This is a genomic window from Synechococcus sp. BSA11S, assembly GCF_014224355.1.
In the GTDB taxonomy this organism is placed as follows: Bacteria; Cyanobacteriota; Cyanobacteriia; order PCC-6307; family Cyanobiaceae; genus Regnicoccus_A.
On sequence record NZ_VNWP01000017.1, the window covers coordinates 13,137 to 37,206 of the forward strand.

The 24,070-nt window shown below is 67.8% G+C and carries 32 protein-coding genes; 11 read left to right on the plus strand and 21 right to left on the minus strand.

The window, feature by feature from the left end; translation table 11 throughout:
• Positions 1-5 precede the first annotated feature (5 nt).
• The 4 genes from FPZ61_RS12960 to FPZ61_RS12970 form a co-directional block, all read right to left on the minus strand.
• Positions 6-1,376 carry a Rieske 2Fe-2S domain-containing protein gene (locus FPZ61_RS12960; protein WP_370593458.1) on the minus strand — a complete coding sequence of 457 codons (1,371 nt, stop codon included), beginning with the start codon at positions 1,374-1,376 and terminating at the stop codon, positions 6-8.
• A complete protein-coding gene (locus FPZ61_RS15615) occupies positions 1,282-1,620 on the minus strand; it encodes a hypothetical protein (RefSeq protein WP_255441611.1) in 339 nt (112 codons plus the stop codon). Before FPZ61_RS15615 ends, FPZ61_RS12960 begins: the two co-directional genes overlap by 95 nt.
• A gap of 140 nt (positions 1,621-1,760) precedes the next feature.
• Complete coding sequence (locus FPZ61_RS12965) at positions 1,761-2,483, minus strand: putative 2OG-Fe(II) oxygenase (protein WP_185467039.1); 723 nt, start codon at positions 2,481-2,483, stop codon at positions 1,761-1,763.
• Between the two features lie 57 nt (positions 2,484-2,540).
• Positions 2,541-2,954 (minus strand): hypothetical protein, encoded by a 414-nt coding sequence (locus FPZ61_RS12970; RefSeq protein ID WP_185467003.1) that lies wholly within the window; start codon positions 2,952-2,954, stop codon positions 2,541-2,543.
• A 500-nt stretch (positions 2,955-3,454) separates the two neighbouring features.
• Here FPZ61_RS12970 and FPZ61_RS12975 point away from each other — a divergent pair, with 500 nt between their 5' ends.
• On the plus strand, positions 3,455-4,099 hold the full coding sequence (locus tag FPZ61_RS12975) for a phosphoribosyltransferase (protein ID WP_185467004.1): 645 nt from the start codon (positions 3,455-3,457) through the stop codon (positions 4,097-4,099).
• Between the two features lie 22 nt (positions 4,100-4,121).
• On the opposite strand, the gene FPZ61_RS12980 is transcribed toward FPZ61_RS12975, so the two are convergent.
• Positions 4,122-4,640, minus strand: a complete 519-nt coding sequence (locus tag FPZ61_RS12980) for a phycocyanin subunit beta (protein WP_185467005.1) — start codon at positions 4,638-4,640, stop codon at positions 4,122-4,124.
• A gap of 113 nt (positions 4,641-4,753) precedes the next feature.
• Between FPZ61_RS12980 and FPZ61_RS12985 the strand changes: the two genes are divergently transcribed.
• Positions 4,754-6,016, plus strand: coding sequence for a glutathione S-transferase family protein (locus FPZ61_RS12985; RefSeq protein ID WP_185467006.1), 1,263 nt, complete (start codon positions 4,754-4,756; stop codon positions 6,014-6,016).
• A complete protein-coding gene (locus FPZ61_RS12990) occupies positions 6,013-6,582 on the plus strand; it encodes a DUF2808 domain-containing protein (protein ID WP_185467007.1) in 570 nt (189 codons plus the stop codon). The genes FPZ61_RS12985 and FPZ61_RS12990 overlap by 4 nt, the downstream gene beginning before the upstream one ends.
• Here the strand turns inward: FPZ61_RS12990 and FPZ61_RS12995 are convergent.
• Together FPZ61_RS12995 and FPZ61_RS13000 are read right to left on the minus strand one after the other, a co-directional pair.
• Entirely contained in the window at positions 6,576-7,019 is a 444-nt protein-coding gene (locus FPZ61_RS12995) for a VOC family protein (RefSeq protein WP_185467008.1), read from the minus strand. The genes FPZ61_RS12990 and FPZ61_RS12995 overlap by 7 nt on opposite strands.
• A 225-nt stretch (positions 7,020-7,244) precedes the next feature.
• Positions 7,245-7,718 carry a hypothetical protein gene (locus tag FPZ61_RS13000; RefSeq protein WP_185467009.1) on the minus strand — a complete coding sequence of 158 codons (474 nt, stop codon included), beginning with the start codon at positions 7,716-7,718 and terminating at the stop codon, positions 7,245-7,247.
• Positions 7,719-7,928: 210 nt separating this feature from the next.
• On the opposite strand from FPZ61_RS13000, the gene FPZ61_RS13005 reads away from it, so the two are divergent.
• On the plus strand, positions 7,929-8,627 hold the full coding sequence (locus FPZ61_RS13005) for a BMC domain-containing protein (RefSeq protein ID WP_185467010.1): 699 nt from the start codon (positions 7,929-7,931) through the stop codon (positions 8,625-8,627).
• 15 nt (positions 8,628-8,642) lie between these two features.
• Here the strand turns inward: FPZ61_RS13005 and rdgB are convergent, their stop codons facing one another.
• The 5 genes from rdgB to FPZ61_RS13030 form a co-directional block, all read right to left on the minus strand.
• A complete protein-coding gene (gene rdgB, locus FPZ61_RS13010; protein WP_185467011.1) occupies positions 8,643-9,242 on the minus strand; it encodes an RdgB/HAM1 family non-canonical purine NTP pyrophosphatase in 600 nt (199 codons plus the stop codon).
• Between the two features lie 3 nt (positions 9,243-9,245).
• Entirely contained in the window at positions 9,246-9,635 is a 390-nt protein-coding gene (locus FPZ61_RS13015) for a hypothetical protein (RefSeq protein WP_185467012.1), read from the minus strand.
• Positions 9,636-9,721: 86 nt separating this feature from the next.
• Positions 9,722-10,420: an SDR family NAD(P)-dependent oxidoreductase gene (locus FPZ61_RS13020; protein ID WP_185467013.1), complete on the minus strand. Its 699-nt coding sequence runs from the start codon at positions 10,418-10,420 to the stop codon at positions 9,722-9,724.
• Positions 10,421-10,630: an acetyltransferase gene (locus tag FPZ61_RS13025; protein ID WP_185467014.1), complete on the minus strand. Its 210-nt coding sequence runs from the start codon at positions 10,628-10,630 to the stop codon at positions 10,421-10,423.
• 85 nt (positions 10,631-10,715) lie between these two features.
• A complete protein-coding gene (locus FPZ61_RS13030; RefSeq protein WP_185467015.1) occupies positions 10,716-12,299 on the minus strand; it encodes an NCS2 family permease in 1,584 nt (527 codons plus the stop codon).
• 108 nt (positions 12,300-12,407) lie between these two features.
• Here FPZ61_RS13030 and FPZ61_RS15810 point away from each other — a divergent pair, with 108 nt between their 5' ends.
• Entirely contained in the window at positions 12,408-15,221 is a 2,814-nt protein-coding gene (locus FPZ61_RS15810; protein WP_185467016.1) for a hypothetical protein, read from the plus strand.
• 26 nt (positions 15,222-15,247) lie between these two features.
• Here FPZ61_RS15810 and FPZ61_RS15625 read toward each other — a convergent pair whose 3' ends face one another.
• Entirely contained in the window at positions 15,248-15,523 is a 276-nt protein-coding gene (locus FPZ61_RS15625) for a nitroreductase family protein (protein ID WP_370593459.1), read from the minus strand.
• Positions 15,524-15,537: 14 nt separating this feature from the next.
• The gene (locus tag FPZ61_RS15630) at positions 15,538-15,894 is read right to left on the minus strand and encodes a nitroreductase family protein (RefSeq protein ID WP_255441613.1); all 357 of its coding nucleotides are present in this window, start codon (positions 15,892-15,894) and stop codon (positions 15,538-15,540) included.
• Positions 15,895-16,053: 159 nt separating this feature from the next.
• On the opposite strand from FPZ61_RS15630, the gene FPZ61_RS13045 reads away from it, so the two are divergent.
• Entirely contained in the window at positions 16,054-16,263 is a 210-nt protein-coding gene (locus FPZ61_RS13045; RefSeq protein ID WP_185467017.1) for a hypothetical protein, read from the plus strand.
• A 10-nt stretch (positions 16,264-16,273) separates the two neighbouring features.
• On the opposite strand, the gene FPZ61_RS13050 is transcribed toward FPZ61_RS13045, so the two are convergent.
• On the minus strand, positions 16,274-16,645 hold the full coding sequence (locus FPZ61_RS13050) for a hypothetical protein (protein WP_255441614.1): 372 nt from the start codon (positions 16,643-16,645) through the stop codon (positions 16,274-16,276).
• A gap of 21 nt (positions 16,646-16,666) precedes the next feature.
• Positions 16,667-16,939, minus strand: coding sequence for a high light inducible protein (locus FPZ61_RS13055; RefSeq protein ID WP_185467018.1), 273 nt, complete (start codon positions 16,937-16,939; stop codon positions 16,667-16,669).
• Between the two features lie 109 nt (positions 16,940-17,048).
• Here FPZ61_RS13055 and FPZ61_RS13060 point away from each other — a divergent pair, with 109 nt between their 5' ends.
• Both FPZ61_RS13060 and FPZ61_RS13065 read left to right on the plus strand, forming a co-directional pair.
• On the plus strand, positions 17,049-18,608 hold the full coding sequence (locus FPZ61_RS13060; protein WP_185467019.1) for an NAD(P)/FAD-dependent oxidoreductase: 1,560 nt from the start codon (positions 17,049-17,051) through the stop codon (positions 18,606-18,608).
• Positions 18,609-18,649: 41 nt separating this feature from the next.
• A complete protein-coding gene (locus FPZ61_RS13065) occupies positions 18,650-19,339 on the plus strand; it encodes a hypothetical protein (RefSeq protein ID WP_185467020.1) in 690 nt (229 codons plus the stop codon).
• Between the two features lie 33 nt (positions 19,340-19,372).
• Here FPZ61_RS13065 and FPZ61_RS13070 read toward each other — a convergent pair whose 3' ends face one another.
• From FPZ61_RS13070 to FPZ61_RS15635, 5 genes are read right to left on the minus strand one after another with little or no spacing between them, the layout of a single operon-like run.
• Positions 19,373-19,699 (minus strand): hypothetical protein, encoded by a 327-nt coding sequence (locus FPZ61_RS13070; protein WP_185467021.1) that lies wholly within the window; start codon positions 19,697-19,699, stop codon positions 19,373-19,375.
• 34 nt (positions 19,700-19,733) lie between these two features.
• Positions 19,734-19,955: a hypothetical protein gene (locus FPZ61_RS13075; RefSeq protein WP_185467022.1), complete on the minus strand. Its 222-nt coding sequence runs from the start codon at positions 19,953-19,955 to the stop codon at positions 19,734-19,736.
• Positions 19,956-19,971: 16 nt separating this feature from the next.
• On the minus strand, positions 19,972-20,223 hold the full coding sequence (locus tag FPZ61_RS13080; protein ID WP_185467023.1) for a hypothetical protein: 252 nt from the start codon (positions 20,221-20,223) through the stop codon (positions 19,972-19,974).
• A gap of 43 nt (positions 20,224-20,266) precedes the next feature.
• The gene (locus FPZ61_RS13085) at positions 20,267-21,175 is read right to left on the minus strand and encodes an amino acid ABC transporter substrate-binding protein (protein WP_370593460.1); all 909 of its coding nucleotides are present in this window, start codon (positions 21,173-21,175) and stop codon (positions 20,267-20,269) included.
• Positions 21,176-21,217: 42 nt separating this feature from the next.
• Positions 21,218-21,352 (minus strand): hypothetical protein, encoded by a 135-nt coding sequence (locus FPZ61_RS15635; RefSeq protein WP_255441615.1) that lies wholly within the window; start codon positions 21,350-21,352, stop codon positions 21,218-21,220.
• A 194-nt stretch (positions 21,353-21,546) separates the two neighbouring features.
• Between FPZ61_RS15635 and gltS the strand changes: the two genes are divergently transcribed.
• From gltS to FPZ61_RS13100, 3 genes are all read left to right on the plus strand, one after another.
• The gene (gltS, locus tag FPZ61_RS13090) at positions 21,547-22,743 is read left to right on the plus strand and encodes a sodium/glutamate symporter (protein WP_185467024.1); all 1,197 of its coding nucleotides are present in this window, start codon (positions 21,547-21,549) and stop codon (positions 22,741-22,743) included.
• A 68-nt stretch (positions 22,744-22,811) separates the two neighbouring features.
• Positions 22,812-23,807, plus strand: a complete 996-nt coding sequence (gene gap / locus FPZ61_RS13095; protein ID WP_185467025.1) for a type I glyceraldehyde-3-phosphate dehydrogenase — start codon at positions 22,812-22,814, stop codon at positions 23,805-23,807.
• Positions 23,808-23,872: 65 nt separating this feature from the next.
• Complete coding sequence (locus FPZ61_RS13100; protein WP_185467026.1) at positions 23,873-24,070, plus strand: hypothetical protein; 198 nt, start codon at positions 23,873-23,875, stop codon at positions 24,068-24,070.

A 24,070-nucleotide genomic window follows, 5' to 3' on the forward strand; every position in this document is an offset into this window, starting at 1 on the left:
GGCACTCAGCTCCGGTTGCGGGGCGGCCGGTCGTTGCCGGTCAGCAGCAGGCGTTCCCACTGGCCGAGCTTCCAGAAGCCGGCGCCCGCCAGGCCGGCCACGCCCACGCCGGCGGCCAGGGCCAGGGGTGTGTGGAACCAGGCGATCGCCAGCAAGGCCAGCCAGGCCAGGGGGGGCAGCAGCGGCCGCCAGCGCCGGATCCGGCGCAGGGCGCCGGAGCAGCTGCGGCAGTGGCGTGTGTGGCTCTCGTAGCGCTCCACCAGCGCACGGCGCCCCAGGCGCGGTGGCAGCGGCTGAGCAGGGAACGGCTCGCCAGCCCCGCTCACCACCCAGTCGCGCAGGGCCTTGACGTAGGCATCGGCACCGGTGGCCAGGTGGCAGGCGCGGCTGAGGCCCTCACTGCCGCCACGGGCCTCCAGCACCCGCTCCTGCCAGTGGAGGAAGATCTGGTCGTCTTCCAGCACGGTGTGGTTGCCGATGTGCTGGAGCCACTGGGGACGCAGGCGCAGCAGCCGGCCCGGCCAGGGGGACTCGAACTGGAACGGGAAGCGGGCGAACAGCCGGCACTCGCCCGGCCGGGTCGGCGTGGCGTACACCACGGTGAGGATGCGGGCGAAACCACGGGCGGTGAGGTCGTGCCACATCAGGCCCGGAGCGAGGAAGGTGGTGAACTGGCTGCCGAGCTTGCCCCGGCGGGGGCCCTCCTCCCAGACGCCGCTGAACCCCCCGGGGCCGGCCTGCTCCAGCCGCAGGTCCACCGGGCCGGCCGTCTCGCGTCGACCCACCGTGGCGTGATGGGTGAAGGGAACGTGGCTCACATCGAGCACGTTCTCCAGCAGGGTGAGGGCGTCGTAGGGGAGGTCGCGGAAGGTGTCCTGCACCAGCCAGCCGGCCTCCGCGTCCTCCAGGATGGGAACAAGGGGAAGGGGCACCGCGGCGGCCGCCTCGGGAACTCCGGCGAACACGAACAGCATCCCCTGGCCGGTGGCGGTGGCGTAGGGGCGGCAGGAGCTGCGGCGGTCACTGGGCTGGCTGCCGGCGCTGGCCTGGGGGATGGCGGTGCAGTGGCCTTCACCGTCGAAGCTCCAGCCGTGGTACGGGCACTCCAGCTCACCGGCGCCATTGAGCCGCCCTTCGGAGAGCGGCACCAGGCGGTGGGGGCAGACATCGGCGAAGGCCCGCCACTGACCCCCTTCAGACGCGGAATCGCCTTTCCGCTCGAACCAGAGCACCAGGTCATCGCCCAGGAGGGTGAAACCCGTGGGCCGAGCTGGATCCAGATCATGCAGATAGGCCACCGGATACCAGGCGTTGCGCCAGGCCAGGCTCTGCTGAGCGGAAGCCGTGGGGAGGGTTTCGGCGCTGACGCTGCTCACAACAAGGGATGCATGCAAAGGGGATGGTGGCAGGCCTTGCCCGGCGACTGTGAAGATCCGCATCAAGAGCGGTGATGGCCTCCTGGAGATAGTCGGTGGCTTCCCGGGCCCGCTCGAGGGTCCCGGCAGACCAGAACAGGCCGGGTTGACTGGCCGTCTCGGCCACCAGCTCCTCGAGAACGCCGTGGACCTTGGCCATCACGACATAGAAGTTCAGCAGCGTCTCGCGAGGGCTCTCCCCCACCACCTGAGCAATCGGGGCCTCCCGCCAGCGCTGTCAGCCAGAGCCAGGGCCAGCGGCCGACGACGTCTGCTGCGGGGGGTCCCGAGTTCCATGGAAGTCGTTGTGACCGCTGCAGGATCTAGCCAGCGTGCCACTCGCCCTCAGGAAAAGCCCCCGGGCTTGGGGCGGCGGCTGGAGAGGGAGAGGTTCACGTTGCCGCTGGGAGTGACGTTGGTGGCGGCACCTGGAGGGCGGAGCCCAGCCGGCTGCGGCCCGGCGATCACGTTGAAGGCCAGGGACCAGCGCTCCCCCTCGCCTCGGAACGGCGGCACCGAATGGGGCTGCCAGGCGGGAAACACATAGAAATCACCCGGCACGGGATGGGCGTAGTGCACCATGCCGGTGTGGAAGCTCTGGATGTGCCACTCCTCCGGACCGTGGAAGCAGAGCTGGCCATCGAAGCTGTCGGGTCGGATCTGGGGTGGAACCTTCAGGAACACCACCCCCGAGAAGCTGCCGCCATGGGTGTGGACCGGGTTGTAATCGCCGGAGCGCTGGGCATTGAGCCAGACATCCACCAGCTGCAGGCTGTAACGCCCGGGGATCCAGGGTCCTCGACCCTGGGGGGGCTGCCGCTCGATCACATGGCGGATCCAGTGGTCACAGCCCGGCAGGATCACCGTGCTGGCCAGGCTGCTCACGGCCGGGTGCTGGGGTGGCAGCTCCCGCTGCTGGTCCAGCTGACCGGCCAGTTTGACCGAGGCATCCGGGGATGTGTCCGGATCGGCGAGCACCTGGCCGGCCAGGGTGATGAGCTGGGTGAGCAGCGCCTGCTGGAGATGCCCCTTGAGCACGTAGCGGGGGAACAGGCTCAGCATCTCCATCGAGGGGGCGTCCTGCAAACCCGTTCCAGCAGAGGTCTTGAAGCCTACGGGACCCCCTCAGAGAGCTTCGTAGCGCACGTTGAGATTCAGCTTGCCCGGACCCAGCGCCGTGGCCTGCAGCACCAGTACGGCGGTTTTGCCGGCCGGAGTGCCGTCCACGCTCGTGCCCGCCGGAGGATCGAAGACCAGATTCAGGCCCCACGGGCCTGAGACGGTGTTGATCGTGCGCTCGCTGTAGCCCTGGCTGCTGAGCGAAGCGCGCAGCTTGGCGAGCAAGCCCTCGGGCGTTCCGCCCAGCTGGCCGTTGAGGCTGATCTGCCCCACGGCGTTGGCCGCGAACAGGCTGGGCAGGCTGGCTGGGACCGGCAGCTTCAGCCCCTTGAGCAGAGAGGCGGCCGGGGCGGCGAAGGCCGCTGTGGCCCCAAGGAGCACCGCCGCGGTGGCCGTGAGCAGCATGCGCAGAAGGGTCAAGCGTGGAGGTGCGGCTTGGATCAAGCTAGGGCGGTTGGATTCAGGCACTTTTCTGCGCTGCCCTGGGCGGCATGACGGGACGGTCGCTGGGGATGTTGCCAGCTGAGCCAGCCCGAGCCGCTCAGGCAGAGCGCCATCAGCACCCCGGCAATCAGCCACCAGGGGGGGCGGGGCGAGCGGTGGTGGCGTTGGAGATCTGGCACGGGCCAACGATGCCGTCGACCTGTGGCTGTGGCGTGATCCTGGTGGCCACAGCTGTGGCTGGATGTGACTGGGGCGTTGCGCCTGATCAGCAACCACAGCTCAGCAGTCGCAGCTCAGCAGCAGAAAGGCCCTGGTTGTCCAGGGCTTTTTGCTGCACCGTTCCCGTGCTGCGGGGACTGCGGGGATGCAGACCTTCGCTCGCCGGTGCCAGTTGAGTCTCGCCCTTCTCGCTCCGAATTGGGGTGGGGTATGCCACAGGCTCAGACTGAAGCTGAATCGGAGTGAGCAGGAGTGCCATGGATCGCTCGCGCTTCGCCGACCGCAGGGAAGCAGGAGAGCAGCTGACCGTTGCCCTTCAGGCCTGGAGCGGCTGCGGCGCCAACAGCAGCGTGATCGCCCTGCCCAGGGGGGGAGTGGTGGTGGGAGCGGCGGTGGCGCAGGGCCTGCAGCTGCCGCTGCGCACCTGGGCCGTACGCAAGCTCGCCGATCCCAGGGAGCCCGAGGTGGCCATCGGTGCGATTGCCCCCGGGGGGGTGGCGCTCTGGAATGAGTCGGCCGGTGGGATGGAGCAGCTGACACCCCAGGTCAGGAAACAGGTGCTGGCCGGACAGGAGCAGGAACTGCGGCGCCGCCGCCGTCTCTACGGCGACCCGGCTCCAGAGGAGCTCAGTGGACGCCATCTGATCGTGGTGGACGACGGGATCGCCACCGGATGGACAGCCCGGGCCGCGCTCTTGTCACTGCGACAGCTGAATCCCGCGAGTCTTGTGCTGGCAGCTCCAGTCTGCGAAAGGACGCTCAGACCGGAGCTGGAGACCTTGGTGGAGCAGCTGGTGGTGCTGCGCTGGGTCCACCGGCTGCAGGCGGTGGGCCAGTGGTACGACCACTTCGAGCCCGTCGAGGATGAGCAGGTGCTGGCCCTGCTGGCCGGACGGGTCTGAGGGCCAGCCGTGGGTGTTCGGCTCAGCCGACAGCGGCGGCAGCGCGATCGAAGTAGGTGCCGATCTCGGAAGCGAGGGCGGAGCAGTCACCGGGGGTGATGCCGTTGCGGTCGTTGACGAGAGCCATGGCGGCGTCCTTCATCTTGCGGACCCCTTCGGCCACGGAAGCGCCGGGGACGCCGAGGGCGAGATAGGTTTCACGCAGGCCGTTGAGGCAGCGATCTTCCAGGACGGAAGCATCGCCGGTGAAGACGGCGTAGGTGATGTAGCGGAGGATGATCTCCATGTCGCGCAGGCAGGCAGCCATGCGGCGATGGGTGTAGGCGTTGCCACCGGGGGCGATCAGGGCCGGCTGCTGATCGAACAGATCGCGAGCTGCGTTGGTGACGATCCTGGAGGCGTTGGAGGTGATGCGGTTGACGGCATCCATCCGCTTGTTGCCGCCGGAAACGATGGCGCCGAGTGCATCGAGCTGGGCAGGGCTGAGGAATTCGCCGCGGGCATCAGCCTGGGCCACGACCTTGGTGAAGGCGTCGAACATCGGATCAGAAACGTTGTGGGTTGACGCTAGGAATCGGGGCCACCGCAGCGCGAGGCGCCCGTCATCGGCTCCTAGCCTGGCCTCACAGAGCTGATGGACCTGCGCTGGTGTGGATGGCCCCGTCGCCTGAATCGTGCGAACCCCTTGGATGGGAGCAACTGTCGGAGCTGGCACCGGCCGAACCCGATCGGGTCAACGGTCCTGGCAATGCCCAGGCCCTGCTGCGCCTGTTCGGGACCAACGAGGCGGCGGTCCGCGTCACCCTCTTCCGCGACCATCACGCCTGGTGCCCCTACTGCCAGAAGGTGTGGCTGTGGCTGGAGGAGAAACGGATCCCGTACCGGATTCGCAAGGTCACGATGTTCTGCTACGGGGAGAAGGAAAGCTGGTTTCGTCAGCTGGTGCCCTCCGGCATGCTGCCCGCCCTGCAGCTGGATGGCCGCCTGATCACCGAGAGCGACGACATCCTGCTGGCCCTGGAGCGGGCCTTCGGGCCACTGGCCCGGGGCATGACGGATCCCTCCGTGCTGCCTTTGCGGCAACTGGAGCGGCTGCTGTTCCGTGCCTGGTGCCAGTGGCTGTGCAGCCCCGGACTGAGCCCCGCCCAGGAGCAACGGGCCGGCGCCCAGTTCGATCGCGTGGCCGCCGCCGTGGATCAGGCCCTGCTCTCCACCCCAGGCCCCTACCTGCTGGAGACATTCAGCAGCGCTGATGTGGTGATCACGCCCTACATCGAGCGCATGAACGCCAGCCTCTTCTATTACAAGGGTTACAACCTGAGGGCCCGTCACTCCGCCATCGCAACCTGGTTCGAGGCAATGGAAACCCGTCCCACCTACCTGGGCACCCAGAGCGATTTCCACACCCACGCCCATGACCTGCCCCCCCAGATGGGAGGCTGCCACGCCTGGATCACGCCGGAGCAACAGGCCGCCCAGCAACGGGTGGATGAAGGTCCCTGGCCCCTGGCCAGCCCTGATCCGGAAACCACCCAGCCGGAGCCGGAAGGCTCAGGGCTGCTGGCCCTGGCGCGGGTGCTGAAGCACCGCCACGCGATTGCGGCGGTCAACCCGGATCGGCCAGAGCGCTTCGATCGGGCCCTGCGCTGCGCTCTCAGCGCCCTGGTGGGATCCTCGCTGCCTCGGCCGCCGGTGGGGGCCGCCCGAGGCCTGCGCTACCTGCGCGACCGCATCAGCGTGCCTCGGGACATGCCGCTGCACGCCGCCCGGCGGCTCCGCCAGGTGCTGGGGGCCACCATCGCGGCGGCAGAGGATCCAGGGGAACCCTCCTCCCCCCTGCCGCGTCAACACCGCCGCGACCAGGACCCCAGACCGTTTCTGCGAGAACATCCAACCCTGGAGAGGCTCTCCCGATGAAGGCAAGGGGGGATGTCTTCAAGCTGCTGGCGGCCTCGGCCACCAGCCTGGTGCTCTGGGGTGCGATGCCCCTGGTGCCCTCACCCCTTGGCGCCACCGAGCTCGACGGCCAGACCTACTTCCTGCGTGCCCCCTGGAAGCTGCGCTGGCGCACCTACTCCTCCAACGTCTTCGAGCGTGGAGGGGAGTACTACGTCACGATCGAGATGCCTGAGGAGGCAGGAGCCGGACTTGGCGCTCTGGAGATCCGTCAGATTTCAGGGGCCGACTGGCGCTTCTCCTTCGACGACTCCCGCACCCGCGCCTTCCTGGGTCAGCCCCGACGGGAGGGGCCGAGCCTGCCGGTTCAGGCCAGCTTCGACGATGCGGCTCGCCTGTTCCGCATCAGCTTCCCGGAGCCGCCCACACCCGGGCAGACCGTGACGGTGGCCCTCAAGCCCTGGCACAATCCCTCCACTGCCGATGTCTATCAATTCGCGGTGGTGGCCTACCCGGCAGGCCCAGATCCCGTAGGGCAGCAGGTGGGAATCGCCAGAATGTCGATCTACCAGCGGGTCGATTACTGATTGCCGCCGCGCTCCCCCACCTGCTGGTGATCCTCCAGGCCGGTGATCGCCTCGGGGTTCACGTAGTGCTTGAACTCCAGCCAGTTGCCGGAGGGATCGATCAGAAAAACGCTGCGGTGCTCCAGGGGGGTACCGGGGAAACGCCAACGCGGCTCACACCCCTGCCGCAGCCCCTGCTCATGGGCCCGGCGCTCCAGGGCATTGAGCTCCTGGGGGGTGGCGAACACCAGGCCGAAGTGGCGGGGGTAGATGCCCTTCTGGGCCGGGGGCAGCACCCGCTCCAGGTGAGCCACCAGCTGATGACCGCCGAGCTCCAGCACCAGGGCCTCGGCACTGCGGCGGCCCCGACGGCAGCCCAGCCCCTGCACGTACCAGCGTTCGGTGGCCTCAAGATCGCTGACGGGAAAGGCCAGATGGAACAGGGGGGAGGGCAGCATCACAGCGGGTGCAGGGGCCTGGTGGCTCAGTCTGTCCGCCCACAGAAAAGCCCCCGGTGGACACGCGGGGGCTTTTCCGGAGCCAGCCATGCAGCCTGGCGGCGCACGAGGCTCTGGGGCCGACGGGGTGGAGGGTTCGCCGGTGATTCATAGCTAGCCCTGGAGCTTCAGGCCACGCTGCTGCCGGAGACCAAACGCAACACGCCGACTTGGCGAGGCGAGGCGTCAGAGGCGACGACGGAAGCCGTCGTTGAAGCCCACCGAAGGGGTGGACCGTTCATCGCTGGCGCGGCTGAGCTGCCAGACGTTGCGACTGAGGCGCTGGGCACTGATGCCGGCACGGCGCACCGCGGCGGTTCCCGGGCGGGCCCCCAGCAGCAGGGTCACCTCCTGGGTGGTGAGGGGGGCACCGGTCTGGATGGCCAGGGAGATCGCTTCGAGGCGGCCCTTCAGGGTCGAGACAGTGGCGGATCCTTCGGTTTCGGCGTCGAGGTCGAGCAGGGGAAGCTCAGCCCCCGTGCTCGCCATGCCACGCATCAGGCCCAGTCCAACCACGGCCAGGGCCTGCTCGGGCTTGACGCCCTGCTCGATCGCCCCGCTGATCCACTCCGAGAAGGAAGCCTGGGCTTCAGAGCGGACAGAAGCTGATGGGTTGACCGTCGCGGCGGGGTTCACCGTGCTGGTGGATTTCGAAGCCACGGCACTGATTCTCAGGGGTCTTGAAGCGAAGGTATCGGCTGAGCCCGGGCGCGCAAGGGGGCAGCGGGACTGGAGCGAGAAGCGAGAAGGGGCTGAAGGGTAGGATCCGGCAGCTTCCTCGAGAACGCAGTCCCCTGGGGACGTGACCTGTTCATTCAGGTCGTCGAGCCATCCAGTCCACAGGTCGCCTTGATGCCCCGTTCGTCACGGATGGATTCCCGCCCGCCGAACGATTCAGGTCGAGGTCGTCAGGTCCGCCTCACCGGCAGCCACAGCCCCTCGGTACAGCCGCGCCAGACGATTGAGCTGCGCGCCTATGTCTTTCTCGATTCATTGCAACCCCAGCTGGCGGCCTACATGGGCACCGTGTCCCAGGGGTTTCTGCCCATTCCCGGCGACGCCTGTCTGTGGCTTGAGGTAGCCCCTGGCATGGCCGTCCACCGCCTCACCGACATCGCCCTGAAGGCCAGCACCGTGCGCCTCGGCCAGAAGGTGGTGGAGCGGGCCTTCGGATCGCTGGCCCTCTACCACCGGGATCAGAGCAGCGTGCTGCTCTCCGGTCAGGCCGTGGTGGAAGCGATGGGTACATCGGTGGAACGCCGGGGTCGCTGTGAGGTCACCTGGGATGAGATCATCCGGGCGATCACTCCCGACCATGCGGTGCTGATCAACCGCCAGAACCGACGTGGCTCGATGATCCTGGCCGGCATGAGCATGTTCATCCTCGAGACCGAACCGGCCGGCTACGTGCTGATCGCCGCCAACGAGGCGGAGAAGTCGTCGAACATCACCGTGGTGGATGTGAAAGCCGTGGGTGCCTACGGGCGACTCACCCTGGCGGGCCGAGAGGGGGACATCGATGAAGCCGCCGCCGCCGCCATGCGGGCGATCGAGATGATCAACCGCTGAAGCCCCGGCACCCCTTCAGGGGCCATTCACGTTCAGGCCCAGCACCCTGGGCAGATCGACCGCCAGAGAGCGCAGGGCCTTGGCACGGCTGCCAAGCTTCTCGAGCTGATGGGGGGGCATCTCCGCGAGGGTGCAGCCCGCTTCACGCACATGCAGCAGCCGGTTGTAGCCGTAGCCGGGGGAAGCCACGGGCTGGCTCAGGATCTCCCCCCGACAGATCCCCTCAGCTTCGAGGACGAGGCTGCCGCTGGGGTCGGCCACGGCCAGGGCGCTGACCAGGGCCGCACTGCGGTAGGGGGTGTCCCCCAGCTCCAGCAACAGGCGGGCCATGCGCTGGCTGTCGTCAGGGGCGTAGCGGGCGGAATACACCCCGGGGGCACCGCCGAGGGCATCCACCACCAGGCCGGAATCATCGGCCAGGGCCCAGTGGCCGGTGATCCGGGACACAGTCTGGGCCTTCAACCGGGCGTTCTCGGAGAACGTGCGGCCGGTTTCCTCCACCTCAAGCCCCTCGGGCTGGGCGTGCAGCTCAATCTCCAGCTCAGCCAGCAGGTCCACGATCTCGCGGATCTTGTGGCGGTTGCCGCTGGCGATCACCAGCACGGGCCGGGACATGGTTCAGCTCTGGGTTGCCAGCGGAAGAGGACGCTGCCTGGGCACGGGACCGTCGCGGTCGGAGCGGAAGATCAGATTCAGGTCGCTGGCGTGCTCCGGCAGCAGGGCAATCAGCGCGCTTAGGGCCTCCAGGGTCTGGGGTGCTCCCTTGGTCATCGTCTCGGAGCTCATCAGCACCACATCCAGCTCAGGGCCGTCGGCCTGGGGCTGCACGTCGGCGAAGAGCTGCACCACCATCCCCTGGGGGGAAACCCGCATCGAACCACTGAGATGGGACGGAGCCTGATGGTCGAACTCGGCTTCCAGGCGCTGGAGCGCGGGCATCAGCATGGGGATCAGCTCATCGCCGGTGGCTGGACCCCTGGGCTTGAGCACAATGATCAGTCGAGCCATCAGAGGCGCCCCGTTCGAGCCACGCATCCTTGCGCAGCGTCGTCCCTCAGTGCTCGCGCTGACACCTCAGTGCTCGCGCTGACACCTCAGTGCTCGCGCTGACAACTGATGGCGAGCTCGAAGGGCACGGCACTGGCCGGCAGAGCCAGCAGCAGGCTCACCTGGGCGGCCAGATCCTCGGGCTGGGTCATCGCCAGCGGGGGGATGGCCGTCACCGCTGCCGCCATCTCGGTGTTCACCCAGCTCGGACAGATGGCCGTGACCCGGATGCCCGACTCCCAGCCCTCCTGGCGCATGCTCTCGCAGAGAGCCATCAGGGCGAACTTGCTGACGGGGTAGGCGGCCAGGCTCCCCTTCACCCGCTTGCCGCTCATGGACACCAGGGTGATGATGCGACCCTCGCCGCTGCGGGCCAGCCAGGGCCAGGCCGCCCGTGTCAACCACCAGGGACCCATCAGGTTCACGTTCCAGAGCCGCTGCGGCTCTGCCGCCTCCGCCGCACTGAACAGCAGCCCGGTGCGGGAGAACACCCCAGCGCAGTGGATCAGCCCGTCGATCGCGCCGAAGCGCTCGATCGTGTCCGCCACCCAGGCTTCGGCACTGGATGGGTCGGTGGCCTCATAGGGGTGCAGCAACACCTGAGGAGAGCCCTCCAGCGCCGTGCCCGCGAGACGCTCGGGCGCGCGCACCCCCAGGCTGAGGCGGTGACCCTCAGCCGCCAGGCGCATGGCGATGGCCCGGCCGATGCCGCGGCTGGCGCCACTGATCAACAGCGTGCGCCGCATTCAGCCCTGGTGGTAGGCCGGGTCAAGCCAGCAGCGGGGCATCACCTCATCTGAGGGGAACACCAGCTCGGTCTTGCTGAATGCCTGCGGCTCCTGGAGCTCCTCGCCGGCATGGAAGCGCGCGGTCACGGAGCCGGCGAAGGGATCCATCAGCTGTTTGATGTCGAGCACCTCCACCAGGCAGCCGTCGGGACGGTATTTGAGGAACATGGGCCTTCCGGGGGATCTATCTCTGCTGTAGAGCCGCCCGGGCTGTCTGGATCATCAACGTGGTGGAGCGTCACCGAGTGGAGCGTCACCGGGTGAGCGAGCGCCGGTGCCCCCAGGCCGCCGCAGCGAACACCGCCGCCATCGCCAGGTAGCCCAGGGCCCAGTCGGCACCGGTCCCCCAGCCCAGATTCAGGGCGGTGTCGGCGGGGGTGAAACGCCAGGCGTGGATCAGCCCGAACCAGGAACCCACGCACGCCAGAGCCGCGCAGGCCGAAGCCGCCAGGAAGCGCTGCTCGATCACGTACACCAGCAGTGCTGAAAGCAGCATCGCAGCCACGATCTGCCCCTGCTCGAGGGCGAAGGCTCCCGCCGCCCAGACATCGGCCTGCTGCAAAGGGAGCAGCACCGCGGGCCCGAAGGGAGGCCCCGTTCCGCCGGTACCGCCGGCCCGCAGCCCGGCTTTGAGCAGCAGGGCACCCCAGCCCGCCAGCCCCGGCAGCATCCCAAGCACCACGGCCGGGGCGTGGGCGGCCGGGGTGGCCTGGAAGCTCTGGGCGGCGATCACGATGCCGATGTAGAGCACGATCGCCATGCCGGCCTCGATCGGCACCAACTGGCCCACCAGTCCGAACAGGCCGAACAGGCAGCCCAGGCCCATCACCATCCCGTTCAGCCAGGAGTAGCCGATTCTGGCGCCCATCCCCTTCCAGCCGGGATGGCCGATGTAGATGGTGGTGGGGAAGCAGGAGCCCAGCAGAGCCGCCGCGACCGTGCCCACGCCATTGATCAGCAGCGATCCCTTGACCGGGTAGCGGTCGCCGGCGGCCTCGGCGCTCTCCAGGTTCTGCAGCGAACCGAGGACGTTGAACAGTCCCATCGGCACGATCACACCGATCCAGGGCAGCAGCTGATCGCGGGCCTGCCAGAGCGCCCCCAGCCGGGGGCTCGGCAGGTGCCAGCCCACCTGGGTGGCATTGGCCTGCCAGCTGATCGGATCAAGGCGCAGCAGGCCGGTGGTCGCCGCCAGAGCAATCCCCAGCAGCACCGCCAGCAGGCCGCCGGGCAACGGCAGGCGCAGGTTCCCGTAGTAGGTGAGCAGGATCACAGCCAGCACTGCCAGCCCCACCACCGGCTGGGCATAGGTGCGCAGCAGAAAGCCCAGCGCGATGTAGCCCAGGGCGATGCCGGCCAGAGTGGAGAGCAGGGCTGCCCGCGGCAACCAGCGGCGGAGAGCCCCGACACACCAGGCCCCCGAGGTTTCGATCAATCCGGAGCCCAGGCAGGCCATCATCCCCGCCTGCCACGAGAGGCGCACGGCCTCCGCGTCGCTCAGGCCCTGTCCCACGGCCGTGAGCTTGACGGGCAGCATCACCAGAAACACATAGGCAAACAGGCTCACGGTGTTGATGCCGTAGGGCAGGGCGGTGCGGTCGGCGCGGCCCTCCCGTTGCCCCAGTCGATGGGCTTGCCAGGCATAGGCAGCGTTGCCCACCACCAGGCTCACGCCCGTGGCCGGCAGGATCACGCCGAAGATCAGTGCATCGGGGTAACCCAGCACGCCCCGGCAGAGGCCGAGGATCAGCAGGATCTGGATCAGGTTGTCCAGTCCGAGTCCCAGAAGCCCGTCCCAGTCGCCCGGCACCAGCCAGCGTGGTCCCGTCTCCTGCATGCCCCTGACCCTTCTCTCTCCCACCGATCCTGCAGGCACGCCCTGCGGATGCCAAGTCGCCGGGGTTCCATCCCTGAATCTCTGGGCTGGAACCCAGAGCCAGGAACCGTGATCGAGTTTGTGCTCACGCTGCTCGTCCTGATCGGGCTCACCGTTCTGCTGCCGGTGGTGGCGGTGCTCGGTCTGGGCAGGTTGCTGAGCCGAAGCCGGCGGGGGAGCCTGCGCGGGGCTGAAACGGATCAGCTGCTGCAGCGACTGGAGCGGCTCGAAGCACGTCTGGATCGGTTGGAGGGAGTGGAGCTGCCGGTGGTGGAGCGGCCTGAGGCAACTCTCGGCTCCGTCGGCTTGGCCCCAGCACCGGAGCCATCCCCTGCGCCATCGCCCGTTCCCTCTCGCCGGGGACCCTCGTTCGTGCGACGGCTGGAGCAGGGCGTCGAGAACTGGACCGGCCGGCTGGGTGCGGCGGCGGTGGTGGCCGGTGTCACCTTTCTGCTGCTGCACAGCGTCTACCGACTGGGTCCTGCCCAGCGGTTCCTGCTCACCCTGATGGCCGCTGCAGGCCTGGCAGGGCTCTCCTTCTGGCTGGCCCGCCGGCCCAGCTGGCGGGATCTCTCCGAGTGGATCCGCAGCGCGGCGGGGGCGATCACCCTGCTGGCCTGCGCTGCGGCGGGAGGGTTGCCCGGCCTCGGGCTCCAGTGGATCCAGGAGCCTCTGCCGGCCCTGGCGCTGTTGCTGCTGGGGATCGGCCTGAATCTCCTGCTGGCCTGGCGTTCGCGGCGACAGGCGCTGGCCGCAGCCCATCTGGTGCTGACGCTGGTGCCCCTGGCGATCGTGCCCCCCTCGGCGATGGCCCTGGCCATCGCCAGCGCCATCGCCCTGATCGGTCTGGGCCTGGCCCTGCGCCGCCGCTGGGATGGGGAGCTGCTGACCGTGAGTGGTGCCGCGGCGCTGCACCACCTCATCTGGTATTTCCAGACCGATCTGCCCTTTCGCAACGAGGGTCTGCGTCCTGTGGGTCTGGCCGCCGCCGTGGTGGTGTTCGGAGCCGGCGTGCTGGCGGTGCATGGGCGCGGGGACCGGCCAGCTTCACGCATGGGGTTGCCGCTGCTGGCGCTGCTCACCAACTGGCTGGCCCTGGGGCTGGCTCTGCTGGTCTATCCACCGGGTCCTCTCGGTCGGTCCCTGGGCTGCGGCCTGGCCGCTCTGGTCGTGCTGGCTCTGGCGCGCCGCTCGGACCGCGCGAGCCAGCACTGGCTGCCACTGTCCGATCGGCTGATCGGACAGGTGCTGGTGATCACCGCACTGTTCAGCCTGGGGCCACTGCTGGCGAACGGGCTGGTCCTGCTGCTGGCGGTGCTGCTGGCCTCCCTGGTGTTCCTGCGCATCGCCAGCGATGGGACCGATGGCTGGTGGGCACAGATCAGCTGGGCTCTGAGCCTGGGGTTCGGTGGCCTGCTGGCCCTGGTGGGGCTGATCCCGGCGATCGGACCCAGCAGCAGCCAGAACGCCACCATCCTGTTGCTGGGGACTGCCGCGGCTGCGGCCGCCTCAGTGGATCTGGCCCGACCGAGGCCGAGCCTGGGCTGGCTCAGCGCCGGGCTGGTGGTCAGTGCGGCGGTGCAGGCTCTGGCGGACGGGTCGATGGAGTGGCTGGCCCTGCTGGCGCTGGGGGGGTTGGTTCTGCTGGCCAGCCGGGTGCCGGCCCCGGGGGTGCTGGCGGGTGTCCAGGGCGCTGGCCTGGCGGTGCATGGGCTCTCCTGGGTGAGCCTGCTGGTGGCGGCCCCCTGGCAGGCCGGACCCGCAAGCCTGAGGCTGCTGCCCCTGCTGCTGCAGGGGTGGCTGTTGCTTCGGGCCGGGGCCCGGGGGGGTGGTCGCCAGCTGGCGATCGTGCTGCTGGCGGCGGATCTGGGGCTGGCCGCTCAGCTGCTGCTCGCTCCGCTCTCGCCGCTGCTGCCCGCCGCGGCCTGGTTGCTGATGGCGTTGCCGATGGCGGATCTGGCCGGCCGGGCGTCCGCGCGCACGGCGCAGACCCTGTTGGTGGTGGGGTCTGGATACCTGCTGGCCGTGCTGATGGTCTGGCCCGTCTGGGTACTGCCTGCCACGGAGCAGCTGGGGGGAATCCCCTGGAGATGGCCGCTGGAGTGGCTGGGCCTGGCGGTGCTGCTGCGCTGGCGGCGATCCAGCAGCAACTCTCCCCTGAACGGCTATCCCGGCTGGAAGACGCTGCGCCCGTACCTGCTGGAGGCGGTCCTGATCAATCTCAACCTGCTCCTCCTCTGGGAGCTCGCCCGCCCGGCGCGGACGCTGGCCTGGTCCCTGATGGCCCTGGGGCTGGTGGGCCAACGCTGGGGTCGATCGCTCGAGCCCCGGGCCGGGTTGTATGCGCTGCCGATCAGCTGGTTCGGCCTGCTTCAGCTGGTGCTCTCCCTGCGTCGCCTCCGCCTCGATGGGAGCGGCTGGAGTGCCGGCGATCAGCTGCAGATCGCTCTGGCGGTGCTGCTGCAGATCGCCTTCGTCGTCCTCCAGCACCGGCAGGAGCCCAGGGGAGACCTGGCGGTGCCCAGGGGACTTGCCGGGGCCACGGGTCTGCTTCAGCGGCTCGAGAGGCAGCCGCTGCTGGCCGTCGATCTACCGATGCTGGTGGGTCTCGCCCTGGCGATCTACTGGCGTTTCGATCCGGGCCTGCTGACGTTGCTCTGGTCGGCCCAGGCCTTGCTGGTGTTCGCCCTGGCGGCCTGGTTGCGCCACAATCCCCTGCGCCATCTGGCCCTGGCCGGACTTGGGGTCTGCCTGCTGCGACTGCTGGTGATCGACCTGGCCGGGGCCGACCTGGGCCTGAAGGGGGTTGTGTTCGTGGGGGTGGGGGTGCTGTTGCTGGCGATGAACGCCCTGGCGAACCGCTTCAGCGACCGCTTCCGCTGAGGGTTTGCTTGGAAGTCGCTCCCTGCTCAGCGGTGCTCGATCAGCTCGGGTCTGGGGAACCGCACCTTCGCAAGGCTGGCGTATTTGTCGTCGGGGCTGCGGTGGCCGGCGGCGCAGACCACGCAGCTGCGGTATGGGGTGCCGTCAAGGGAGAGCAGCCGGTCGTAGTCGGGCGGGGAGAAGCCTTCGATCGGGCAGGTGTCCACCCCCAGCAGAGCTGCCGCTGTCATGAAGTTGCCCAGGGCGATGTAGGTCTGATTGCTTGCCCAGGTGGCGATGTGGGCGCTGCGGGGACCCGCCACCAGGTCCTTGTGGATCAGCCGCGATAGAACGCGAGCTGCTTGGGCGATTGCTTTCGGGCCTCAGCAGTGGCGGCGATCAAACGGTCGAGATCGCTCTCCTCGATGCTGCGTCGTGCCAGGAACAGCACCAGGTGAGAAGCCTCGGTGATCTGGGCCTGGTTCCAGGAGAACGGTTGCAAGGCAGCGCGCAGGGCCGGGTCGTCGATGACCAGGAACTTCCAGGGCTGCAGGCCGTACGACGATGGGGTGAGCACCAGGGCTTGCTCGAGTGCGTCCCAGATTTCGGAGGAAATCCGCCGCTGGCTGTTGAACTTCTTGGTGGCATAGCGCCAGCCCAGAGACGCAAGCAGTTCAGGACTGGAGACGGGCATGGGCTTGCTGTATGAAGAAAGTCTTAAGGGGCAGGAATCCAGACGCCGTGCTTGTGCCAACCTTGTCAGCGTCACAGGAGCCGTATGAGCGCGGTCCGGGTTGACCGGAGCTGCCTGGCCATCGTTCCTGTCCAACCCCTCATCCGCATGTCTGCAGCGATGAAGCACTGTTCTCTCACCGGCCAACCGATCTGGTTGAAGCGCTCCAGGGTCGAAGCGCTGCGCAGCCGTCTGGAAACACTTCAGGCCTGCCTTGAAGGACAGATTCAGAGTCTGCCGTTCGGACATGAGGGCTGGCTCGACACCGAACGAGAGCTGAATGCCGCCGAGGCGGCCATGGCTCAGATGGGTGACTGGCGGCTGGGCTGAAGATCCTGTTTCAGCGGCTGCAGGAGAAGTTTTCCCTGGATCCCACCAGCAGGCTGAATCTGGGATGCTCTGGGTCGTCGACCCCCCAGAACCACTTGCCATCGGAGTAGGAGGGTGGTCCGCTGGAGTTGCTCCTGGGCAGCTGCAGGCTCAGGTCGCGCCAGCGCAACACAACAAAGGCCCCCGGGGCAGTGCCTGCGCTGGTGTTGGGAATTCCCACAGCATCAACGGCTCCGGCGTGGGCGGTTGCCACGAGTGTGTCTCCGGCGCAGAGATAACTCTGTTCCGAGACGGCCCAGGCGGCTGAACCAGAAAAGCCGCCCAGAACAAGGACGGCCAGAAGGAAACCAAGCAACGGCATGGCAACAGAAACGTCGGGCATCAGGCCCGTTTGGTATCAGGCTCAGCCGATGCCGAGCAGCCCGCGGGTGAAGGCCTCACCACCCAGGGCGAATTCAGTGGCCAGCAGCGCGATGAAACCCAGCATGGCCATCCGGCCATTCAGCTTCTCGGCACGCTCATGGAAGCCCCAGCCGCTCTCGGCGCTCACCACTTCCATGCGGGGTTCGGTGGCGAAGGCATTGAGGCGACCGCCGTCTTCGGTGGTGACGGTGGCGCCGCGGATGGTGGCGCGTTCGCTGGCGGTCACAGGAGCGGTGGCGGTGGCTTGGGCCATTGGGTCCTCGTGTTGTTGAGAGAACTGTAACACATTGTTGCGGATCATTACAAGTCTCCCTGGTTGGCACGGCTCTCCATCATCAGAATCAGCTCCCAGCGCGCTGTCCTTGGCCGCCCCCTCCTCCCGTTGTGATCTGGTCGTGATCGGCAGCGGCCTGGGCGGGCTCTGCTGCGCAGGACTGGCTGCTCTGCATGGCCTCGAGGTGATCGTGCTGGAAGCCCACGATCGAGCAGGCGGCGCGGCCCATGGCTTCGAGCGACGCGGCTTCCGGTTCGAGTCGGGACCCTCCCTCTGGAGCGGCCTGGGCCGCTGGCCCAGCACCAACCCCCTGGCCCAGGTCCTGCGGGCGCTCGGCGAAACAGTGCCGGTTGCCACATACCACGACTGGGGACTGCTGTTGCCGGAGGGACCGCTGCGGATCGGGGTGGGCCCCGATCCCTTCCGCGCCACGGTCGCCGAACTGCGGGGGGTGGCCGCCGCCGATGAATGGAGCGCCTTCATGGCCTGGCTCCAGCCCTACAGCGAAGCCGCCCTGGCCCTCCCCTTGCTGGCGATGCGCCCGGGCCTGGGTATGGCCGGCGTTCTCGGTGCCCGCCGCTCCGCCCGATTGGCCCGGCTGGCCCCGAAGCTGGCCGCCCTCGGGGGTGCCTTCGGTCCGATGGCACGCCGCCACCTGCGCGATCCCTTTCTGCTCCATTGGGTGGATCTGCTCTGTTTCCTGATCTCCGGCCTGCCGATGGATCAGACCAGCGCAGCAGCCATGGCGACCCTGTTCGCCGATTGGTTTGACCCCGGCGCCTGCCTCGAATACCCCCTCGGCGGGAGCCCAGCGGTGGTGGCGGCCCTGGTGCGGGGCCTGCAGCGCCATGGAGGAGAACTCCACACCAGCAGCGCCGTGGCCGAGATCACGCTGGAGGGAGGAGCCGCCCGGGGCGTCCGCCTCGAGGACGGGCGGCAGATCCGCGCCCGGCGGGGTGTGGTGAGTAACGCCAGCCCCTGGGACACCCTCAGCCTGCTGCCGCCCGGATCCCTCAATTCCCGCTGGCGTCAGCAGCGGGAGGCCACCCCGGCCTGCGCCAGCTTCCTGCATCTGCACATGGGCCTGCGCGGTGATGGCCTCCAGAACCTTCCCGTGCATCACGTCTGGGTGGGCGACTGGCAGCGGGGCATCGGCGCCGAGCGCAATGTGCTGGTGCTCTCGATGCCCTCGCTGCTGGATTCCTCCCTGGCTCCGGAGGGTCACCAGGTGCTCCACGGCTACACCCCGGCCAATGAACCCTGGGAGCTGTGGCGCGACCTGGAGCCGCGAACGGAGGCCTACGAGAGACTCAAGCGGGAACGCTGTGGCTTGTTCCGCCAGGTGCTCGGCACGATCGTGCCTGATCTGGAGGAACGGCTGGTGATCGAACTCCACGGCACGCCCCGCACCCATGCGCGCTTCCTGCGGGTGCATCAGGGCAGCTACGGGCCGGCCCTGGGAGCCGACCAGGGCGTCTTTCCCTCCGGATCGACTCCGATCGAGGGGCTGAGCCTCTGCGGAGCGGGGATTTTCCCCGGCATCGGTGTGCCCCCTGTGGCGGTCAGTGGGGCGATGGCCGCCCATGGCTTCGTGCCGATCGCTCGGCACAGAACCCTGCTGGAGAGCCTGAATCTGCTTGGCCGCTGAGCCAGGCCGCGTACTCTGCCTCCAGTGCGACAGATCATTGGGTGCTGAAGGGCAGCGACAACCGGGTTGACGAACTGAAGGCCCTGGGCTGGTCGGCCGAGGATCTCAGAAAGTACGAGGAGCTCTGGGAGTACCGCCAACGCTGGGGTGCGATCAACCTGGAACGGGAGGATCGGGACTTCCTGCGTCAGGCCGAGGCGGCGCTTCCCAAGAGGGCGGCCCATGGCAAGGGAGCGGGGCGCAAGACGATCCAGGACAAATCCCACTACCGCTGGCTGGCCTCCCATCTCGAGGCCATGCGCAGCAGCCCCGTCGAGATGGACCTCGAGAACGGCCGCGTCGGGGCCTGGCCGATCGTTCTGGAAGAAGAGCTCCGCGCCCTGGCCTACTACGAACCTGTGCTTGGCCTGCCCGACACCCTCAGGGCCAGGGCTCTCACGCCGGTAAGGGAGCGCTGGATCGAGGAGGCCGCCAAGGACGGCGAGACCCTGGCCTTCGATTTCCCTGCTGCTCTGGAGACCCTTCGGCAAAGCGGCAGCGCCAGCTGGAAGTCTTTGCGTTCAGAGGCGGCCGAGAACCCCATGAGCTACCCGGTGCTCGACCCCGAAGCCGCCGCAGCTTTCCGCTCCCGGGTGCGCGAGGAGGTGCTGGCACTCACCCGCAGCACGTTCCCCTCCCTGGCCGAGACCAGCAAAGTGGAACCGCCTGATGACTGGCAGCCTGCCCGTTGACGCTGGTTGGAGACCCCTGGCCAGGGTTGGGCTTCAGGGCCCGGCGCTGGCGCAGGCTTCGCTCAGGAGCCTGGTCTCGAAGCCGGCCTTGGGCTTCTCCCAGCCTTTCCAGGTCATCCCGGCACCGGTGACGTTGATCTGAGCCGCCTTGCAGTTCACCGAGAGATAAAAAAGCTGCTTCTTGGCATTGCGGCTGCGGGTCACCAGGCTGCCGTCCATCAGCTGCCAGTTGGCCCAGTCGATGGTCAGGGGGCCATACACGCGCCAATCGGCGGCTTTGGGCTGCTGCTGCGCCAGCAGGGAAGGTGTCGACACGGGGGGCACCGCCGTGATGGCCAGGGCCAGCAGCCAGGCAGACATGGGCACTCCTGAAGGCAGCTCCCATGCTGCACTCCTACGCCCGATCGCGCGACAAGGGCGCTGAAACGGTGGCGGCTGTGGGTGGGAGAGGGCGAGGCCTGGGCTCCGGGGTTGGAGCCACGATCAGGCGCACCACCACCACCGCCAGGTTCACCCCGATCAGGACGAAGGCCAGAGCCCCCACCCCGGCCAGGACACGCAGGCCCATCGGTCGCGAGGAAGCGGCCAGCTCGAGATCGTCGGGATCCTGGGGCATCGGGATGGGCGGGAACCTAAGGAGTGAGTGTCGTTGCAGGTGGGGAGGTGCTGTACTCCACGCTGCAGCGGTAGCGGAAGCTGTCGCCGGGCATCACGATCTGCTGGCAACGGCTGCCAGTGACCTTGGCTCCCTGGGGAACCTGCTGGGTTGCCTCCTGCAGGGCGCTGTCCTGGTCGATGATCGAATCGGCCGAGATCGATCCGGCGGCGGCTGGCTGGGCTCCCAGCAACAGAAGGGCACTGAAGCCGCCCAGAGCTCTCAGCATGGTCGTCAACGCAAAGAAATGGCAGAGGTGGATCGAGATCGCCTCAGGGACTGGTGGGAAGTTCCTCCTTGAAGTCAACCATCAACTGCATGGTTTCGGTGAACAGCCCGGTGACATCCTGAGTGAGGGGAGTCTTCCCCTGGGGGCCGAACCAACGATCGAAGATCCCCTTCTCCCTGGGTTGCTGGCGCAGGAACCCCTGCATGAAGCGAATCAGGGCCAGATCCACCACCCGCTGAAACGCCGAATTGTTCTGAGGCAACATGCAGGCGATCCCTTCCCTGGAGTAGGTGTCCGCCGACACCTCGAAGGGGGTCTGACCGCCCTGGCGCTGCAGCCAGGCGTAAAGGAGCATGCCGTCGTCGGCAAAGGCATCGATGCGGCCGGCTTGGAGCGCCTCGTAGCCGGCCTGGCGGTCCTTGAGCAGCACCACGGAGGCGGCAGGCTGACGACGACCCACAGCCAGGACGCTGGTGGTGCGGGGCAGGGCGCCCACCCGCTTGCCCGCCAGCGATTCCGGCGAGGAAAGACCTGAATCGCGGGGCACCAGCAACTGGGTGCCGGTGATCCCGTAACTCACCGAGAAATCCACCGTCTCATCGCGGCTCCAGGTGAAACTGCTGGCGTCGCAGACCAGGTTGACCTCTCCCGACACCAGGCTGGGGAGGCGCTGATCGGTCTCGAGGGGCACCAGCTTCAGGGTGATCGGTCGACCTGTCTGGCGCTCGATCTCCTCCCTGATCAGGTTCATCATGTCGATCGAGTAGCCCACCAACTCGCCCGACTCGTTCTGGTAGGCAAAGGGAAAGGCATCCCGGCTGGTGCCCCCCACCAGAACACCCGAGGCGGCCACCGAGTCGAGCAGGGAGGCTGACGCCGGTGCGGCCAGGGTCAGACCGGCAAGCAGCTGAAGCAGCGGGAGCAGACGTTTCACCGACAAAACTGGACTCACCAACAGGATTCCTCAGAAATCAGCATAGCTTGGATGCACAATTCATAGGTCCTGAAAGTAAAGACCTCCCGCCAGAATCACAGAGGCCACCAGGAGCAGAACCCCTTCCAGCCAGCCTGAGCGGCCATCGAGCCTGAACAGATTGCTCACCAGCTCCGCCGTGATCAGGGCCTCCAAGCCCGGAGCTCGATGCTCAGGTCAAGGGGATCTCACAGCAGCTGACTGGGTCCACACCAGCAGAGCCACCGAGGGGAGCCGCCCGCAGGGCCAGGGCGAAGGGCCATCGGCTGGTCATCGGGCGGAGTCTTGTCGCGCCATTTTGAGCCGGTCCCCACCGATAGGCTTCCCCGCTCAGGGCATGGTTGATCAGGTTGGAGATCGGAAGTTTCGCCACGTTCAACATCGCCATCGTGGTGCTGGCGATCGGCCGCTGGCTGAACCAGCGCTTTGTTGTGCTGCGGCAGTTCAACATTCCGGAACCGGTCAGCAGTGGCCTGCTGGTGTGCGTGCTGCTGGCCCTGGTGCATGCCGTGAGTGGCCTGGAGATCAACTTCAACCTCGCCACCAGGGATTTCCTTCTGCTCTATTTCTTCGCGACGATCGGCCTCAACGCCGACGTCAAGACCCTGCTGGCCGGTGGTCGGCCGCTCCTGGTGCTGGTGGTCCTGACCGTGGCCTTCATGATCCTGCAGAACCTCACCGGTGTCGGCGTCGCCAGCCTGCTGGGAGGCGACCCCCTGAAGGGACTGCTGGGGGGGTCGGTGTCTTTGCTGGGGGGTCACGGCACGGCCATCGCCTGGGCGCCCCGCTTCGCCACGGATTACGGCATCGGCAACGCCATGGAGATCGGCATCGCCTGCGCCACCCTGGGCCTGGTGCTGGCGTCGTTGATGGGAGGCCCTGTGGCCCGCTTCCTGATCCGCCGCCATCAGCTGCGCTCCACTCCCGCCAGCGGGCTCGGCGAGCGGGCCGACACGCCTGTCGATCCGCGGCCGGTGGATTTCTTCAGCCTGCTGCGCACCCTGTTCTGGCTGAACATGAGCCTGGCTCTGGGGGAGGCGCTGCATGAGGCCCTGAAAGCGATGGGCAGCAACCTGCCCCTGTTCGTCTGCGCCCTGTTCAGCGCGATCCTGCTCACCAACATGGTGCCGCGGCTGATCCCCCGCCTGATCTGGCCAGCGCAGAGCCGTTCGCTGGGGCTGATGTCGGAGATGTCCCTGGGGATCTTTCTGACCATGTCGCTGATGAGCCTTCAGCTCTGGACGATCGCCGAGCTGGCGGGACCGATCCTGATCATTCTGGCCGCCCAGTTCCTGGTGGCCCTGCTGTTCGCGGTGATGGTGGTGTTCCCCGCCATGGGCGGCAGCTACGACGCCGCAGTGATCTGCTCCGGCTTCGGCGGGTTCTCCCTGGGGGCCACCCCCACCGCCATGGCGAACATGGCGGCGGTGAGTCACCGCTATGGAGCATCTCCCCAGGCGTTCATCATCGTGCCGCTGGTGTCGGGCTTCTTCGTGGACATCAGCAACGCCGTGGTGATCCAGCGCTTCCTCAACTGGCTGGGCTGAAGCCGGAGCTCTCCAGGGGGCAGCCGGTAGGGTGAACGGCTGCAGCACAACCAATCAGGGGAGCCGAGATGGCGATTGCACTGGGGATCAACGGATTCGGACGGATCGGTCGGCTGGTGTTTCGCCGCAGCTTCGAGATCGAGGGGATCGATGTGGTGGCGATCAACGATCTGATCGAGCTGGATTACATCGCCTACATGCTCCGCCACGATTCCACCCACGGCCGCTTCCGCGGCGAGGTGGAAACGCGCGACGGCCAGCTGATCGTCAACGGCAAGACGATCCGGGTGACCTCCGAGCGGGATCCGGCGGCCCTGAACTGGGGAGCTGTGGGCGCCGAGGTGGTGCTCGAATCCACCGGCCTGTTTCTCACCGCCGCCACCGCCAGGGCCCATCTCGAGGCGGGCGCCAAGAAGGTGGTGCTCTCGGCCCCCTCCAAGGACGACACACCGATGTTCGTGATGGGGGTCAACCACCACGCCTACGCCGGCGAAGAGATCGTCTCGAACGCCTCCTGCACCACCAACTGCCTGGCTCCGATCGCCAAGGTGCTCCACGACAGCTTCGGCATCCGCGACGGGCTGATGACCACCGTTCATGCGACGACAGCCACCCAGAAGACCGTGGATGGCCCCTCCGCCAAGGACTGGCGTGGCGGTCGGGGTGCCGGCCAGAACATCATTCCCTCCTCCACGGGCGCCGCGAAGGCCGTGGGCAAGGTGATCCCTTCCCTCAACGGCAAGCTCACGGGCATGGCCTTTCGGGTGCCCACCCCGGACGTGTCGGTGGTGGATCTCACCGTGAATCTGGAGAGCCCCACCAGCTACGAGGCCATCAAGGCCGCCATGAAGGCCGCCGCCGAGGGCCCCATGGCCGGCGTGCTGGGCTACACCGAAGCCGAGGTGGTCTCCTCAGACTTTCTCGGCGAAACCTGCACCTCGGTGTTCGACGCCGGCGCCGGCATCGCCCTCACCGACACCTTTGTGAAGGTGGTGGCCTGGTACGACAACGAATGGGGCTACTCCTGCAAATGCCTCGACCTGATCCGTCACATCTGCTCCTGAGGGGCTGGCCGATGCGGGGATCTGCGGTTGATTGAGGCTCGGCAGGTTCCCGTGACAACAACTTGATGGAGTTTCCCACCCTGCTGGTCCGCCGCATGAGCCGCGCCCCTGGCCATGACCGGGCACTGCTGCTGCGGGACCGCAAGGGTGGGGTGACCGGCGGCTACCACCAGGCCAAGCTGCTGAATTCAGAGCAGGCCCTGGCCCTGCTGGCCCGGCACCACTGGGATGTGGTTCCTCCCGCCGATGGACGCCGCGACTGA